This is a genomic window from Bradyrhizobium erythrophlei (genome assembly GCF_900142985.1).
In the GTDB taxonomy this organism is placed as follows: domain Bacteria; phylum Pseudomonadota; class Alphaproteobacteria; order Rhizobiales; family Xanthobacteraceae; genus Bradyrhizobium; species Bradyrhizobium erythrophlei_B.
Map to the genome: position 1 here is coordinate 7,250,552 of NZ_LT670849.1, position 16,648 is coordinate 7,267,199.

17 protein-coding genes are annotated in these 16,648 nt (G+C 62.6%); 14 read left to right on the forward strand and 3 right to left on the reverse strand.

The window, feature by feature from the left end; all coding sequences use genetic code 11:
- Positions 1-405: 405 nt before the first annotated feature.
- A complete protein-coding gene (locus tag BUA38_RS34865) occupies positions 406-1,305 on the reverse strand; it encodes a DMT family transporter (RefSeq protein WP_072825288.1) in 900 nt (299 codons plus the stop codon).
- A gap of 797 nt (positions 1,306-2,102) precedes the next feature.
- On the opposite strand from BUA38_RS34865, the gene BUA38_RS34870 reads away from it, so the two are divergent.
- Complete coding sequence (locus tag BUA38_RS34870) at positions 2,103-5,873, forward strand: vitamin B12-dependent ribonucleotide reductase (RefSeq protein ID WP_072825289.1); 3,771 nt, start codon at positions 2,103-2,105, stop codon at positions 5,871-5,873.
- Between the two features lie 127 nt (positions 5,874-6,000).
- Positions 6,001-6,252: a DUF4062 domain-containing protein gene (locus BUA38_RS34875; protein ID WP_072825290.1), complete on the forward strand. Its 252-nt coding sequence runs from the start codon at positions 6,001-6,003 to the stop codon at positions 6,250-6,252.
- Between the two features lie 39 nt (positions 6,253-6,291).
- Here BUA38_RS34875 and BUA38_RS34880 read toward each other — a convergent pair whose 3' ends face one another.
- On the reverse strand, positions 6,292-6,726 hold the full coding sequence (locus BUA38_RS34880; protein ID WP_072825291.1) for a nucleoside 2-deoxyribosyltransferase: 435 nt from the start codon (positions 6,724-6,726) through the stop codon (positions 6,292-6,294).
- 67 nt (positions 6,727-6,793) lie between these two features.
- Between BUA38_RS34880 and BUA38_RS34885 the strand changes: the two genes are divergently transcribed.
- The 4 genes from BUA38_RS34885 (at position 6,794) to BUA38_RS34900 (ending at position 9,609) form a co-directional block, all read left to right on the forward strand.
- Positions 6,794-7,591, forward strand: a complete 798-nt coding sequence (locus tag BUA38_RS34885) for a transglycosylase SLT domain-containing protein (RefSeq protein ID WP_072825292.1) — start codon at positions 6,794-6,796, stop codon at positions 7,589-7,591.
- Positions 7,592-7,843: 252 nt separating this feature from the next.
- The gene (locus BUA38_RS34890; protein ID WP_244553141.1) at positions 7,844-8,482 is read left to right on the forward strand and encodes a hypothetical protein; all 639 of its coding nucleotides are present in this window, start codon (positions 7,844-7,846) and stop codon (positions 8,480-8,482) included.
- 283 nt (positions 8,483-8,765) lie between these two features.
- The gene (locus tag BUA38_RS34895; RefSeq protein WP_083587890.1) at positions 8,766-8,954 is read left to right on the forward strand and encodes a hypothetical protein; all 189 of its coding nucleotides are present in this window, start codon (positions 8,766-8,768) and stop codon (positions 8,952-8,954) included.
- Between the two features lie 19 nt (positions 8,955-8,973).
- A complete protein-coding gene (locus BUA38_RS34900; protein WP_072825295.1) occupies positions 8,974-9,609 on the forward strand; it encodes a hypothetical protein in 636 nt (211 codons plus the stop codon).
- 191 nt (positions 9,610-9,800) lie between these two features.
- Here the strand turns inward: BUA38_RS34900 and BUA38_RS34905 are convergent, their stop codons facing one another.
- Positions 9,801-10,361 (reverse strand): dihydrofolate reductase family protein, encoded by a 561-nt coding sequence (locus BUA38_RS34905; protein ID WP_072825296.1) that lies wholly within the window; start codon positions 10,359-10,361, stop codon positions 9,801-9,803.
- Positions 10,362-10,704: 343 nt separating this feature from the next.
- Between BUA38_RS34905 and BUA38_RS34910 the strand changes: the two genes are divergently transcribed.
- From BUA38_RS34910 to BUA38_RS34940, 8 genes are all read left to right on the forward strand, one after another.
- On the forward strand, positions 10,705-11,301 hold the full coding sequence (locus BUA38_RS34910; RefSeq protein ID WP_072825297.1) for a hypothetical protein: 597 nt from the start codon (positions 10,705-10,707) through the stop codon (positions 11,299-11,301).
- 15 nt (positions 11,302-11,316) lie between these two features.
- Entirely contained in the window at positions 11,317-11,586 is a 270-nt protein-coding gene (locus BUA38_RS34915; protein ID WP_072825298.1) for a hypothetical protein, read from the forward strand.
- Between the two features lie 990 nt (positions 11,587-12,576).
- Positions 12,577-13,344, forward strand: a complete 768-nt coding sequence (locus tag BUA38_RS34920) for a hypothetical protein (protein WP_244553143.1) — start codon at positions 12,577-12,579, stop codon at positions 13,342-13,344.
- Positions 13,345-13,461: 117 nt separating this feature from the next.
- Entirely contained in the window at positions 13,462-13,659 is a 198-nt protein-coding gene (locus BUA38_RS34925) for a hypothetical protein (protein ID WP_072825299.1), read from the forward strand.
- A gap of 109 nt (positions 13,660-13,768) precedes the next feature.
- The gene (locus tag BUA38_RS34930) at positions 13,769-14,197 is read left to right on the forward strand and encodes a COG4315 family predicted lipoprotein (protein ID WP_072825300.1); all 429 of its coding nucleotides are present in this window, start codon (positions 13,769-13,771) and stop codon (positions 14,195-14,197) included.
- 217 nt (positions 14,198-14,414) lie between these two features.
- Entirely contained in the window at positions 14,415-14,858 is a 444-nt protein-coding gene (locus BUA38_RS37845) for a hypothetical protein (protein WP_197685895.1), read from the forward strand.
- The gene (locus BUA38_RS34935; protein WP_197685896.1) at positions 14,804-15,748 is read left to right on the forward strand and encodes an alkaline phosphatase family protein; all 945 of its coding nucleotides are present in this window, start codon (positions 14,804-14,806) and stop codon (positions 15,746-15,748) included. Before BUA38_RS37845 ends, BUA38_RS34935 begins: the two co-directional genes overlap by 55 nt.
- 658 nt (positions 15,749-16,406) lie before the next feature.
- Positions 16,407-16,640, forward strand: a complete 234-nt coding sequence (locus BUA38_RS34940) for a DUF6894 family protein (RefSeq protein ID WP_072825302.1) — start codon at positions 16,407-16,409, stop codon at positions 16,638-16,640.
- The last annotated feature ends 8 nt before the right edge of the window (positions 16,641-16,648 follow it).

The following is a 16,648-nucleotide window of genomic DNA, read 5'->3' on the forward strand; positions in this document are numbered from 1 at the left end:
AAATGAGACGAAGACCAGGATCAACCGCCTCGCAACGTTAGCCGTTGCGCTCGGCTCGCTCGTGGCGATGACCGCACTGGCCAACGCGGGTGACGGCGCGCGGGAAGCCGCCGTGCAGTTGGCCCAGACGACACAACAGCGCCCGCCACAACAGCAGCCGGCGCCGCAACCGAGCTATTTCCAGAATCTAAGACACCAATTGACGACGCCGAGCGTTGCTCCCCCTCCTCCTTCTCGAAATCAGCCTCCCGCTGTTGCCGGAGTGCGCGGCTAGGAGAGCAGCGCTACGATTGGCGGATCAGGTCTGGAGCGCGACGACGATTTTCCAAAACGCGTCGCGTTCCGGATTTCCCATGGCGCGCGACGTTTGATGGCTCGCGCTCTTGGAAAATCGTCCGGCGCAGTTCACGACTGCGTTGCGAGTGCGACGCCTGCGAGCGTGAACAGAAGGGCCGCGATCTGGCCGATACCGAGCGGCTCGTGCAGGGCGACCGCCGAGGTGATCACGCCGATCACCGGAACGGCCATGGTGCCGATCGCCGCCACTGACGCCGGCAGCCGCGCCAGCGCGGCAAACCAGGCGACATAGGCAATGCAGAACTGGCCGACGGTCGAATAGCCGAACAGCAGCCAGCCGCCGCCCGACAGTCCGGCGAAGTTCGACTTGTCGACGAAAAAACCCACGATCGAGATCGGAAAGCAGCCGACGCCGATCTGCCACGCCGCGGCGGAGACCGGCGGCAAATGCAGCGGCCATTTCTTGGCGAGCACCGTGCCGAGCGCAAAGCCGAGCGCGCCGCCCAGCGCCATCAGGATTCCCGGCAGCTTGGAAAAGCTCGCCGCAAACCCGTGACTACCCAGAATCGCGGTCAAGCCGGCAAAGGCCATCAGCAGCGACAGCACGCGCAACAGATTCGGCCGCTCGCCGAGGATCGGCCAGGCCAAGAGCGATGCCCAGACCGGCATGGTGTAGGCAACGACGGTTGCTTCGCTCGCCGGAAGATAGAGCAGCGCAAAGCCCATCAGCACCATCCAGCACCCGACATTGAGGATGGCGGCGAGCACCAGGCGTGGCCAGAGCGCCAGCGGCACCCGCAAGGTCTGGCCCCACAACAAGGCGATAATGGCGAGCAGGATCGAGCCGATCACCCCGGTCGTGCCGCGCAGCGTCAGCGGCGGCAGGTAGCCGACCAGGTACTTGGTGATGGGCCAGTTGAATCCCCAGCCGAGCGAGGTGATGGCGAGGAAGGCAAGCCCTGCGGGCGCGATGCGCGCTTTCGCGCCCGGCTGGTTGTCGGATGTCATGGGAGGATTGGAACTCTAGTCGGTCCGATTCTAGCACCACTGGTAGAATCGAGGCGACATTGCCGCCAATTCCGCGCGCAAACCATGGTCAGGAACGTATACCTGACCGGCTAGGTGCGGCCGGGTTCCCGTAGGCCTACGTGAGTCTCCGATACGCAAGCGGAAGCTCGCAAAAATACTTCGCCTGTGAACAGCGGGGTGAAGCCGGCTGCCGCTTTACCATCACAAATTTTTTCCCTTGGGAATCCCTGAGGACTCACTGATACTTGGGCCAACCGGGTGCGGGCGGTGTCCCCTGGTTTTCCCCTCTTTCCACCATATTTAGTATTTGATTCAGGAACTCGTACTAGTTCTTGACGTGCGCGTTGGAGTCGTCCTAGCTTTCTCCTGTTCGGCGCGAGTGTGTTTGGGTCCCGCCGGTCGCTCCCTAAAGGGTTCCAAAATAACCACTCCGCCATGCCGGTTGAGGCAGCGGATACGGGCTGTTTTGTCCCTCGTCCAGTACCTCTCGGAAGCGCAAAAAAGCAGGCCGAATGGCCGCAAGTTTGTGCTGGGGCGTTGAGTACATGGGTTTGAGACGGCGCGGGGGTGCGCTCGTCTTGGGAACATGAGCCGGCTTGGGCCACGGTGTTCGCACCGCGACTTGAGCCGTCAGAGAACAAGGGCCGGATCCACCGGCTTGAACTGCGGGACTTCAAGGCGCCTTCCCTGTCGGAAGGTGGGGAGAGGGATCGCTTAAGCGCAATAACATCCGGCAGCCGCGGCGGCGGCCGGCTCAAGAAGAACGGGGCACGACCATGCGAATCGAACGGCGCCACACCAAGACCGGCCAGTCACCCTACGCACAGATTGATTTCAGATTGACGACATCTGAGATCCGCAATCCCGACGGCTCGGTGGTGTTCCGCCTGGAAAACGTCGAGGTGCCCGACTTCTGGTCGCAGGTCGCCTCCGACGTTCTGGCGCAGAAGTATTTCCGCAAAGCCGGCGTCGCCGCGCGATTGAAGAAGGTCGAGGAAGAGACCGTTCCGTCCTGGCTGTGGCGTTCGGTGCCGGACACCGAGGCGCTTGCGTTGCTGCCGGAGAACGAGCGCTTTGTCAGCGAACTCTCGGCGAAGCAGGTGTTCGATCGGCTCAGTGGCTGCTGGACCTATTGGGGCTGGAAGGGCAAGTATTTCTCGAGCGAAGAAGACGCCCTCGCCTTCTATGACGAGCTGCGCTTCATGCTCGCCAAGCAGATGGTCGCGCCGAACTCGCCGCAATGGTTCAACACCGGGCTTCATTGGGCCTATGGCGTCGATGGTCCCGGCCAGGGCCACTATTACGTCGATCCCTTCACCGGCAAGCTGACCAAGTCGAAATCCGCTTACGAACATCCGCAGCCGCACGCCTGCTTCATTCAGGGCGTGGGCGACGACCTCGTCAACGAGGGCGGCATTATGGATCTGTGGGTGCGCGAGGCGCGCCTGTTCAAATATGGCTCCGGCACCGGCTCGAACTTCTCGCGGCTGCGCGGCGAAGGCGAGAAACTTTCCGGCGGCGGCCGCTCGTCGGGCCTGATGAGCTTCCTGAAGATCGGCGACCGGGCGGCCGGAGCGATCAAATCAGGCGGCACCACGCGCCGCGCCGCCAAGATGGTCGTCGTCGACGTCGACCATCCCGATATCGAGACCTATATCGACTGGAAGGTGAAGGAAGAGCAGAAGGTTGCAGCGCTCGTCACCGGCTCCAAGATCAACCAGAAGCACCTCAAGGCCGTGATGAAGGCCTGCGTGAACTGCGAAGGTTCAGGCGACGACTGCTTTGATCCCGAGAAGAACCCGGCGCTGCGCCGCGAGATCAAGCTCGCGCGCCGCAGCCTCGTGCCTGACAACTACATCAAGCGCGTGATCCAGTTCGCCAAGCAAGGCTACAAGGAAATCTCGTTCGACACCTACGACACCGACTGGGATTCGGAAGCCTACCTCACGGTGTCCGGCCAGAACTCCAACAACTCGGTATCGCTGAAGGACGATTTTCTCCGCGCGGTCGAGACCGACGGCAGCTGGAATCTCGTGGGACGCACGACCAAGAAGATCACCAAGACACTCAAGGCGCGCGATCTCTGGGAAAAAATCGGCTACGCCGCCTGGGCGTCGGCCGATCCGGGCCTGCACTTCAACACCACGATGAACGACTGGCACACCTGCAAGGCGTCCGGCGACATCCGCGCGTCCAATCCGTGCTCGGAATACATGTTCCTGGACGACACCGCGTGCAACCTTGCGTCTGCCAACCTGCTGACGTTCTTCAACACCGCGACCAACACCTTCGACACGCAATCCTACGAGCACCTCTGCCGGCTCTGGACCATCGTGCTCGAAATCTCCGTGATGATGGCGCAATTCCCGTCGAAGGCGATCGCCGAACTCTCCTACGAGTTCCGCACGCTGGGCCTGGGCTTTGCCAATATCGGCGGTCTCTTGATGACCATGGGACTTCCTTACGACTCCAAGGAAGGACGTTCGCTCTGCGGCGCGCTGACCGCGGTCATGACCGGCATTGCGTACAAGACCTCGGCCGAGATGGCGGGCGAGCTCGGCACCTTCCCCGGCTACAAGAAGAACGCCGCCCACATGCTGCGGGTGATCCGCAACCACCGCCGCGCCGCCCACGGCGAAGCGTCCGGTTACGAAGCGCTCTCGGTCAACCCGGTGCCGCTCGACCACGCCTCCTGCCCGCAAGCCGACATCATCGCGCATGCGACCAAGGCCTGGGATGATGCGCTGGCGCTGGGCGAAGCCAACGGCTATCGCAACGCGCAGACCACCGTGGTGGCGCCGACCGGCACCATTGGTCTCGTCATGGATTGCGACACCACCGGCATCGAGCCGGACTTTGCGCTGGTGAAATTCAAGAAGCTCGCCGGCGGCGGCTACTTCAAGATCATCAACCAGGCAGTGCCCGCCGCACTTCGCGCGCTCGGCTATCGCGAAAGCGAGATCGCCGAGATCGAGGCCTATGCGGTCGGTCATGGTTCTCTGTCCAATGCGCCCGGCATCAACGCCTCGACCCTGCGCTCCAAGGGTTTTACCGACGAAGCCATCGCGAAGGTGGAAAAGGCGCTGCCGACCGCGTTCGACATCAAGTTCGCCTTCAACAAGTGGACCTTTGGCGAGGACTTCATCCGCGACCAGCTCGGCATCGGCCTTGAAGCCATCGCCGCGCCGAACTTCGACCTGCTGGCCGCGCTCGGCTTCACCAAGCGCGAGATCGAGGCTGCCAACGTCCACATCTGCGGCGCGATGACGGTGGAAGGTGCGCCGCATTTGAAGGCCGAGCACTACCCCGTGTTCGACTGCGCCAATCCCTGCGGCAAGATCGGCAAGCGCTATTTGTCGGTCGAGAGCCACATCCGCATGATGGCGGCGTCGCAGCCTTTCATCTCCGGCGCGATCTCGAAAACCATCAACATGCCGAACGACGCCACCGTCGAGGATTGCAAGTCGGCGTATCTGTTGTCCTGGAAACTGGCGCTGAAGGCCAACGCGCTCTACCGCGACGGCTCGAAACTGTCGCAGCCGCTCAACTCGCAGCTCATCTCGGACGATGAGGACGAGGACGATGCGGTCGAGGCGCTCTACGAGAAGCCGATGGCGGCGCGTGCAGCTCAAGTCTCGGAAAAGATCGTCGAGAAGCTCGTCGAACGCATCATCGTGATGCGCGAGCGCGAGAAGATGCCGGATCGCCGCAAGGGCTACACCCAGAAGGCGGTCGTCGGCGGACATAAGGTTTATCTCCGCACCGGCGAATACGACGACGGCCGTATCGGCGAGATCTTCATCGACATGCACAAGGAAGGCGCCGCGCTTCGCTCCTTCATCAACAATTTTGCGATCGCGGTTTCACTGGGACTTCAGTACGGCGTGCCGCTGGAAGAATATGTCGATGCCTTCACCTTCACCCGCTTCGAGCCGGCGGGCCCCGTGCAGGGCAACGACTCGATCAAGTATGCGACCTCGATCCTCGACTATGTCTTCCGCGAACTCGCGGTGAGCTACATGGGCCGCTTCGACCTCGCCCATGTCGATCCCAACGAATCCAACTTCGACGCGCTCGGCAAGGGCGTCGAGGAAGGCAAGGAGCCCAGCGACGCCCATCACCAGCAGGCAACCAAGTATCTCTCCAAGGGGCTTACACGTTCGCGCACCGACAACCTCGTCGTCATGCGTGGCGGCTCGGCTGCGGTCAGCCAGGGTTCGGACTCGGCGCCATCAGGCGGCTCCAAGGTGACGGCGCTGTCTCCGGGCGGTGGCCACGGCCGCGTCGCCGATACACTCGAGGGCGCGGTCGCGCTCAAGCAGGAGACGCAGCACGACCTCTCGCCGACGGAAAAGCTCGAGGCGATGCAATGGAGCAAGGCGGGCGCGGCTCAAGCCGCTCATCCCTCCAAGGCCGAGCGTCGGGCTGAAGCGAAAGCCAAGGGCTACGAGGGCGAGATGTGCTCGGAGTGCGGCAACTTCACGCTCGTGCGTAACGGCACCTGCATGAAGTGCGACACCTGCGGGTCCACGACGGGGTGTTCGTGAGGTAGCTCAAACGTCGTCATGGCCGGGCCGAAAGCGCGAAGCGCATCTTCAAGCTAAAAGACCCGGCCATCCATCCAAAGAAACAAAGGGCGGCCGAGAGGCCGCCTTGGGTCTATTGGAGAGATCGATGGAGAAGGTGTATCAAGTCTTCGTAAGCTCCACGTTTTCCGATCTCGAAGACGAACGCAAAAAAGTTAGCGACACATTGGCTAACCGGCCTAATACGTCGCAGGAAGAAGCAGCAAGAGCCCCTTCATTCAGTGCCCTCCTCCTTGCCTGCTTCCTGGCACTCACCCCCGCCTCCGCATGCCAACAAAACCCCACCACCTCCTCCCTCGCCTACGCTGCTGGCGACGGCACGCGCGCCGGGCACGGCTGAAATTCGCAAGCGCCCCGCGCACGGGACGCTCCACCCGCCTTAACCCTGCTTATGAGGCGCAAGCTGGTCGAGCCGCTTTGCAATCTCGCCTGCGAGATCGACGACATCAGCAATCGGCATGATGATCACATGGTCGGCGCTTTCACTCATCATCAGGTTGATGGGATCGGTCCCCTCGAACAAGCGGAAATCGGTGCGATACACGACCTGCGGCTTACCCTTCGCGTAGGCATAGCCCAGCTCCCAGCACGTTCCCGAATCCGGGTCCGGTCCGTCCAGGCACGCCACCACCACCTCGGCCCAGTCAAGGCCTCTGACGTCGCTCTCGAAGATCGCGCGCGGCAGGTCCTTCCGCTGCTCGTGCTCCTGCGGCAAAAACACTTCATGCCCACGCCCGCGAAGTTCGCTTGCGAGCGCGGCGTTGAACGCAAGCTCGGCGCTCGAAAACAGCGGGCCGGCCATATAGATTTTCATGGCGATTCCTTCATTGGTCCTGACAGATTATACGGGCGAAATCGCGAACCTGTAGCCCACCCACCGCATGCCAACAAAATCCAACCGCCTCCTCCCTCGCCTGCGCCGCTGGCGACGTGGACTCCGCCGGGCGCGGCTGAAGTTCGCGGGCGCGCCGCGGACTATCAGGATCGCGGCTGGCGTGGTGATCCTGCTCGTCATCGTCATGCTGGCGAACCTCATCTCCGCCGTGATCCACAAGCCGACTGAACTGTTCGCCTTCGTCGGTCACCGGCTCGACAAGGAGCCGGCGGAGACGTGGCGCAGCTATGGACCGCTGTTTCGCACCTACTCCACCAGCGCGATCGCGTCGGAATTGCTGGCCGCGTTGGCGCAGGTCGAGAGTTCAGGAAACCCAGTCGACCGCACCTATTGGCGCTGGCGATGGAGCTTCAATCCTTTCGCGATCTACCAGCCTGCGTCGAGCGCCGTCGGCCTCTTCCAGATGATCGATGGCGCATACGCTGAGGCCGCAAAGTTCTGCATCCGGGATCATGCGGTCACAGATAGCGGCTGCGGCTTCACGAGCCTCTACATCCGCACGATCCCGAGCCATTCGATCGAGCTGGCGTCGATCTATCTCGACCGCAACGTCTCTGACGTTCTCGCCCGCGCGGGCGGCGTGAAGCCAAGCGCCAGCCAAACACAAGACCTCGCCGCCTTCATCCATCTCTGCGGCGGAGGCCCCGCCACCGCCTTCGCCCGCCGCCATTTTCAGATGAACGCGACCGAACGCTGCGGCGATCATCTCGTCGCGGCCTATGTCGCTCGCGTCAACGCGATGAAGCGGCAATTCCTTCGGCTGGCGGCCGACGGAGCGGATTAGAGCGCAGATCTGCTCGCGCGCGGAAATCCCCTTTATTGCACCCGCAAGTTAGTTGTAACATACTTTCGATACAATCGCTGCCTGTTCGCCGGTGGCCTCATTTAACTGGATGTAGCGGGCACTAAAGCCATGAATGCAGGACCTGCACGCGCACTCATTCTCGGCGCCCTCCTCGCCCTCACAATCACGAGCCCAATCTCCGCTCAAATCACCGCACCTCCAATCGGCGACTTCGGCGCGCCGCCAGGCGCCATGATCTTCTATATTGCGCATGGCGCAGAAAATTCCTGCGGGCCTGGCTGCTCCGAGTGGATCGCCGCCGAAGGCGGCGCTCAGTGGGATACAGGCCGGCGCCTGATGGCGATCCTCGACCGGTATCGGGGGCGCAAGTTACCGCTCGTCATCAATGCCTTTGGTCCCGCCGATCTCAAGGGAGCCGCGGGCGTGGGCCGCATCCTGCATGATCGCGGCCTCGATGCCATGGTCGGTGCTACGGAAGTGGCCGCCTGCGCCGACAAACCGGAAGCAGAGTGCTTCCTGCTCAAGCGTCCCGGTGGCCCGCTCGACGCCAGGCTCGCCACGGCCAGGACATGCAGCACCGCCTGCGTGCTGATCCTTGCCGGCGGCATCCATCGGACCATCCCGCCTGACACGCGCGTTGTCATGTCCGGCATGGAAGTCCGTAGCCGGCGAGCGCCCAATATTTCCGACGTGCGCCGCTCGGCCCTGACCCTGGGCATCGATAACGAACTTCGTACCTATCTACGCGACATGGGGGTCGAGACCGAAGTGATGGATATCGTCGACCAGAACAGTGGGTTTAAGCGCAACACTGAAATGCCTCCTGCCGACTGGAAGCGGCTGCATCTGATCACGTCGACACCGCAGTAGAGTCGCTACTTCGGGACCGTTCAAACCTCGCAATTGATCTTGCATAAATCACACACCCGGAACCGGCCACGACAGCAATCTTTGGAAACAACCTCCACGCAAAAAACTGCGGCCCAGACGACACACCCCGGCGATATTGTGACGACGTCGCCCCGTTGTGATTGTCCATGCCGCGAGTCGGCCGCATTGTGACCCCATTCCGACGCTTCACCGTAACGCGCAACTATCGGAAAGAGTCGGCAATACGCAGTCGATTTCTACCAAACTCTGAAGGAGAACTTCCGTGGTGAAAGTGCTGATTGCTACCGGTGCCGTGTTTGCCCTGATGACTGCGGCCTCCGCAGCCGACCTTCCGCAGCGCCAGCCCGCGCCGCGCTATGCCGAGGCTCCCGTCGTCGGCAAGATGCCGATCGGCAAGTCCCCGATCGGCAAGTCGCCGTGGGGCAAGGGTCCGGTCGCCGCCCGCTACTGAGTCTACCGAGCCTCCTCGTATGACCAGCAGGCTGGGCTATGTGGCGCTGTGCGCGCTGACGATCGCTTTGACGGGCGCGGTTCACGCCGCGCCCGCCGGCGACAGCGCGCGCAACTCTGACGCCAAAGTCGTCGCCTCGATCGAGACGCCGGCTGACGCTGCGTCAGCGCGGCCGGCGCGCAAGCCACAGGCGTCATCCGCCAAAGGCCCCTACTACGTCGACTTCCGCGCGCGCACGGCGGCAAGCTGGGGACACTCATTCGTCTGGTACGGCAAGTCCAGCGAACGCGCCGTCGAGGTGGCAGGGCTGACACCGAAGGGCGATGTTGCGGAGTATATGCTCGGCTATATCACCTGGGTGCCGTCGGAAACCGGCGCCAGCTACGGCGATCTCGATCCGGACTACCTCCTCGCGCACTACAAGGTCTATCTGAACGAAGCCGACGCCAAGCGGGTGTTCGCCTACATCGAGAAGCTCAAGAAGTCTTCGCCGGTGTGGAGCGCCGAGATCTCCAACTGCAACAGCTTCATCGGCGACATCGCCGAGTTCATGGGCTTGAAGACGCCGTCGCGCTGGATCCGGCCCGAGAACTACGTCAACGAACTCAAGTCGCTCAACAGCGGCAAGCAGGTCGTGCGGCTGTTGGAGCAATAGCGGCGCACGTTCCCCGGATGCTGCGCAGCGCGCCGCTATGTCCAAGACGGGCGTAAACGCGCTTATGGCGATGCGCTGCTGATCCGGGGTCCATCATTCCGATACGCGCAATAGGTCCCGGATCTGCGACGCATCATTTCATGCCGCGTCGCGTCCGGGACACGCCGTACTGGCCGAGGCAATCCCAACAGCTACGCTTTCGGCACATACCGCATCGCGACCGCCCCCGAGCCGAGCTCGAGCCGGCCGACGAGCTTGAGGTCGACAAGCTTCGATAACCCGGCGAACAGCGTCGGCCCGTGGCCCGCGAGCCTCGGGTGCACCACGAATTCGTATTCGTCGATCAAACCGAGCTCCGCCAATACCAGCGGCAGCTTTACGCCCGCCACAAACAGTCCCGTGCCCGGCTCCCGCTTGAGCTCCCGGACGGCGTCCGCCAGATCGCCGCGCAGTAGTTCTGCGTTCCAATCGACCCGCTCCAGCGTGCTCGACACCACGTACTTCTTCGCGGCGTGGATCGTCCGGGCAAAGGGTTCCATCCAATCCGGCATCCAGTCGGGCCTTGCTCCCGTCTCGGCCACCGGCCGCCAGCCCGCCTCCATCATCTCGTAGGTGACCCGGCCAAAGATCAGGCCATCGGCCCGCGCGATGTTCTCGGCCGCGTGACGATGCAGGTCTTCGTCGGCGATCATGACACGATGATCGCAACACCCATCCAGCGTGACGTTGATGGAATACCGAAGCGGTCGCATCGGTAAGACCTACCATCGATCAAGGCTGGATTGGAAATTTTTCCGAGAAAGCCTGAGGCGGTTGCTGCTTGCTGCGACTGAAAATCGTTCGGCTTTCGGAGCAATGGCGGCACTGCGTTCCCCGGATGCTGCGCAGCGCGTCGCTATGTCCAAGACGCGCGTAAACGCGCTTATGGCGATGCTCTGCTGATCCGGGGTCCATTTCTGCGATTAAAGATAAAGGTCCCGAATCTGCGTCGCGTCATTTCATGCCGCGGCGCGTCCGGGACACGAGCTATATCGCCTCGCGCGAGATGCGCCTGCGGCGGTTGCCGTCCCCAGCGATCGGTGCCAGTTTGGCCCCATGCATACCGCCTTCGCCATTCTCGGCTCCGTCGTCAATTTTGTCGCCTGCCTCGGTTACGTCCGCGCCATCCTGAGGCGCGAGGCGACGCCGAACCGCGTCACCTGGTTCCTCTGGGCATTCGTGCCGCTGATCGGAGGCCTCGCGCAGTGGCAATCCGGCGTCGGCATTTCGACACTGGTGGTGCTGTCGGTCGGCGCGGGTCCCGCCTGCGTCGTGCTCGCCTCCTTCATCGCCGGAACAGGCTCGTGGCAGCTCGGGCCGTTCGACTATGCCTGCGGCGCCTGCTCGCTGGCGGCGCTCGCGCTGTGGGCCTTAACCGGCGATCCCGTCACCGCCATCGTGCTGTCGATCCTGGGCGATGCGACCGCGGCCCTTCCGACCTTGCGCAAGGCGTGGGTCGCGCCCGCGACCGAGGCGCGCTCCACCTATCTGATCTCGTTCGTCGGAATGGTGCTCGGCATCTTCTCGGTGCAGGAAACGACGTTTGCCGCCTACGCCTTCAACGCCTATCTGGTGCTGGCGAGCAGCACGCTGGTCCTGATTCTTTATTGGCCGCGCAAGCGTCCCCTGGCTGAAACGCATCCGGCGGAATAGTTCGAGAGCTTTGCCATGAGTGAACGTGAAACCGCCCAGCAAGTGCTCGATGCGCTAAAACTCGCCGGACAGAAGCCGGCGCAGGAGGCTTTGCCGATCCTGAGCGGCCTCATTCCGCTGGTTCAGGGCGGCGGCGCGCAGGAGCTGGAAGCGGAGGAAGCGCGCGCCAGCGCGTTCCTCGCGATCTGCGAAGTCGGCAAGGCGCTGCATCGCGGACAGCCGGCCGATGGTCCCTACGCCGCGGCGATCAGCGCGGCCGAACGCTGGGTCGCGCTGGCGCGGTGATTACGGGACTTGCGTTCCCCGGACGCTGCGCAATGCCATAGGTGCGTCCACAGACGCGCCAATGGTGTTGCGCTGCTGATCCGGGGCCCATTGATTTCGAGCCATAGGTCCCGGCTCTGCGTCGCGTCATTTATGCCGCGCCGCGTCCGGGACACGAGAAGTCGCGCCCCGGATGACATTTCACCAAAACTCCAATTTTCCAAATCCGATCAACGCTGAGTCTACTGTCCAGTCTCGCGCGTGAAAATTTTTTGCTTTCGCCGACGGGCAAATCATCTCTAGAAGCTCGCCCCATCCCGCACCCACCAGGAGGGGCGTATCGCGATCGTCACGGACGTTGGATGCGGGATGCGATGGACGCTCTCGATGGGCTAAGACGAAGCCCATTGAAGCGGACGGCGAAGTCGTGTGGTCCTGATGCCTCGAAGCTGGCATTTGGCGATAATGCTTTCGCATTACGCTTGCGGTGACAACAAAGCCCGATCACCGGGGAGAGCACGAAGGAAACCGTTAAAACCTTCGCGCAGGGAAAGCCGGATCGCTCCGGCGTACCTGTGGTGACCAACTCGTGTGCTTTTACCTTTTGCACGCGAGGCTGCGGGTGTGTCGAGCACCCGGCTTTCCCTGCGCCCTCTGTGATGGAGGGATGAAGTTCGAACATGACTCGGGCGCGGGAGCGTCGCGGGGATGTAACGCTGTGACCACTGCGAACGCAACCATCCTTCGAGACGCCGCTGCGCGGCTCCTCAGGATGAGGACGAGGCAAGCGGAAGCTTAAACCTCATGGTGAGGAGGCGCTCTCGCGCCGTCTCGAACCATGAGGCCCGGAGCGGCCGTTTGACATGCGAACCCGGCCCCGCGAACCGGCTTGCGCGACAGTGCCCGGCAGCGGAATATGGCAGGCGCCGGATTGAGGAAGCGGGACTTTAGAGAAGCAGGACTTTAAAGAAGCAAGACTTTAAAGAAGCAAGATTTGGGAGCCTTACGGACATGGTTGGTTGCGCGCTTCGCACATGGCTTCTCGGCATTCTCATGACCATCGCGGCCTCTCACACCGCCTCCGCCCAGACCGCCACGCGCCCGCCGGCCGGCGGCGTCAACTCCTCGCCGGATGCGATGATCTTCTATGTCGCGCACGGCGCGGACGGCGCCTGCGGCCGCGGTTGCTCCGACTGGATCGCCGCCGAAGGCACCGTGCAGTGGGACACCTACAAGCGGCTGATCAACATTCTCGACCGCCAGAACGGGCGCAGACTTCCGATCGTGATTCATTCCTGGGGCGAGTCCAATCTCAACGTCGCCGTGGGCCTCGGGCGCATCCTGCATGAGCGCGGCATCGACACCACGGAAGGCACGACGGAAGTCGCCGCCTGCGCCGGCAAGGCCGACGCCGATTGCTTCGCGCTCAAGCGGACGGGCGGACCGCTGGACGCCGCGCTCAATACGAAAGATGCCCGCTGCGATATCGCCTGCGTGCTGATCCTCGCCGGCGGAATCCACCGCACGCTGCCGCCGGGCACGCGCGTGATCCTGACCGGCATGGAGATCCGCAACCGCGTGGCGCCGAACGTCTCCGACGAACATCGCGACAACCTGACCACGATCTATGGCGAGCAATTCCGCGTCTACCTGCGCGAGATGGGGGTCGACACCGAACTGCTCGACATCGTCGACCGCAACAGCGAACAGCGCCATGCGACCGAAGTGCCGCAAGGAGACTGGGCGCGGCTGCATCTCGTGACATCCGCACCGCAATAGCGCCGTTCGGCCCGGCCAGGTTCCGGTCCGATCGGGGTCGAGGCGCATCGGCGGGCTATGGATGGCGCTGTCCGCTTCGGCTAGGATGGCTAGTGCCGCGTCAGGGGGCCATTCCGCATGACCGATTACCGCCAGCTTTCCGATCCCGAGATCAGCAACCGCATCGCCATACTGCGCGACAACCTGCGCCAGCTCACCGAACAGGCGGCGGCGCAATCGGGGGCTGCGAACGAAGAGCGGCTGGCGAACCGGATCGAGGATCAGAGCACGGAGTTAGAGGATCTCCTGAAGGAGCAGGAGCGGCGCGGGAAATAGAAATAGCGCCCGGCTCTCGCGTTTGCGAAACCCACCGCTAACCTTCGCGCCGTATGATTCCCGCTTATTGCGCGCGTTAACGCGCGATTTACTTTATTGCGGGGCCAGGATGCTCAGACTTGCAGTGTTGGCAGCCGTTTTGTTGCTGTCGGCCGGTGACGCGTTCGCGCATGGCGAAGAGCCCGCGCCGCCGCCGAAGAAGGAAGCGCCGCTGTTTCCGGTAAAGGTGGTGCAGACCCGAAAGGGCATGATCTTCGTCAATCTCGACGGCATGACGCTCTACACGTTCGACCGCGACACCTCCGGCAACAAGTCGACCTGCGACGGCAAATGCACTGAACGCTGGAGGCCGCTCGCCGCCGCCGACGATGCCGAGGCCAAGGGCGATTTCACCGTGATCACCCGCAGCGACGGCAGCAAGATGTGGGCCTATCGCTATCGCCCGCTCTATACGTTCCAATCGGATCACGCGCCCGGCGACACCTTCGGATCGTTTGACGCGACCAATCTCTGGCACGTCGCCCGCCCCGCGTTCTGAGCCGGCCGCTTCGCCTCGATACGGCGCATCGCTGCGGCGACTTCACGCGCGCCCGGTTTATTCCCTGCTTGCGGCTCATTCCGCGCAAGCGTGGCAATTTTCCGCACCCCAAACAGGCGTCGCCCACCTGTAACAATCGCTGGCTACGACCGTCCCCCGGCGCGCTCGGAGAACCCATCGCGCCGCTCATTAACCCATCAGCCTCTGGGGATCGTCCATGCTCAAATTCATCAAATGGTCGCTTGCGGCCCTGCTCGTCGGAGCCTTGGCGGCCTCCGCCGCAGCGCGCGCCGAAAATCCATTCCGCGGTTTCCCTGATTTCGATGGCCGCAAGATCGGCCATGTCTGGATCATCGTGCTCGAAAACGAGAGCTTCAACGATACCTTCGGGCCGAATTCGCTCGCGCCCTTCCTGTCGAAGACCTTGCCGAGCCAGGGCGTCATGCTCAACCAGTATTACGCCACCGGCCATGTCAGCCTCGACAACTACATCTCGATGGTCAGCGGCCAGGGGCCGACAGTGCAGACCCGCGTCGATTGCACCTTCTACGACGACTTCCAGCTCACCGGCATCACGCCGGACGGCCAGGCCATCGGCACCGGCTGGTGTACCCGCCGCAGATCAAGACCATCGGCGACCAGCTCACTGCCGCGCGCCTGAGCTGGAAGGGCTACATGGAAGACATGGGCAAGAATCCGGCCCGCGAGCAGGCGACCTGCGGCCAGCCGCTGATCACCGTCAACGGCGTGACCAAGGTTGCGCTCAACCAGGTTGACGGCACACAGGCGGCCGAGGCGTTTCCGGGCGGCGACCAGTACGCCGCTCGCCATAATCCGTTCGTCTACTTCCATTCGCTGATCGACAGCGGCCAGTGCGCACGCCACGTGGTCAATTTCAATCAGTTCCAGCAGGATCTGGCGCACGAGTCCACCACGCCGCATTTCTCCTTCATCACTCCCAACCTCTGCCATGACGGCCATGATGGCAATGGTACCACGACGAAGTGCAAGAACACGGTCGAACCCGGCGGCCTCGTTTCTATCGACGCCTTCCTGAAGCAAACCGTGCCGCTGATCATGAACTCGCCAGCCTACAAGGAAGACGGGCTGATCATCGTCACCTTCGACGAAGGCGGTCTTACTTTCGATGGTGCGAACAGCCAGATCACGGCGGAAGGCATCAGCTGCTGCGGTCAGCAACCGGGGCCAAATATTGAGCCGCTGCTGGTTCCCGGCCAGCCGCTGAAGCTTGGCTTCGAGAACATCCCGCGCGGCACGCCGCCGAACTTCTTCACCACCACCACCGGCTTTGGCGGTGATCGCATTGGCGGAGTGCTGCTCTCGCCGTTCCTCAAGCCTGGCACCGTGTCCAACGTTCCTTTCAACCACTATTCGATGCTGAAGACGGTTGAGGACATTTTCGGGCTCGACCACCTCGGCTATGCTGGCCAGCCCGGCCTGCAGGGCTTCTTCGGCTGCACCAACTCGGACATTCGCGTCGGCTGGGACGACGACGACCAGTTCCGTCATTGCCAGCGAGATCGCGACTGATCCGCCAATACGACTTGCGGCCTCCGGTGCTCATCGGAGGTCGCTTGCGTTCTGAACGAAGAATGCAATACGGAGAATATCGACAAAACACCTGTTTCGGTGTTGTAGCCGTGGCCGGCTTGCCGATGTGCAAAAATCAGCTTCTAGAAGTGAACGCGAGGCCCGGTGAGCCTAGGAGACCGGGCCTCGCTAGCTATCCCCCCACCCCCAATGGCCTCCAGCCGACAGGGTTAGTGACGCTTCGATACGGAAAATCACCATCGCCCGCCAGACCGTAGCACTACGGTGGGGGAATCGCCGTCATTCCGCGGCGACCTGAAGTGTCGAACAACCTCCACCGTCATTCCGGGATGCGCCGAACGCGCTGGCCCCGGAATCCGTTGCTCCCGACGTTCTCGCTACCAGATAGATTCAGGACTCGCTCGTTCCGCTCGCGCCCCGGAATGACGAACGCGAAAGCCCGACTCGGGTCCTTTCGAAATTCCTGAGTCAATCGAATCGGATACCCGTTGTCCGAGATGTCACACGCAAGCGAGTTTGACTAAAATTGTTTGCATTCCCCGTAGTTTCACTCACCGCGTTGAACCGGATTCTCCGACTCAGCGACTGCTGTTATGTAGAACCACGCATCACGTTTCTCTCTTCGAGGAGACGGACCATGGCTCATCTCTTCTTCCACTGTTCCAACGACGCGGGCATCTGGATCGATCGGCGGTCAGCCCCTCTCAGCAGCCTGAGCGAAGCCATGGCGCAGGCGGCGGGCGTTGTGCGCGAGCTGGTGATGGCGCCTTCCAATGAAGACTGGCGCGGCTGGACGTTGCACGCGAGCGACGATTTCGGCCACGAGGTCTTCGCGGTGCCTTTCACGTCCGTCCTCGGCAAGTCTCACTGAGAAGTCCC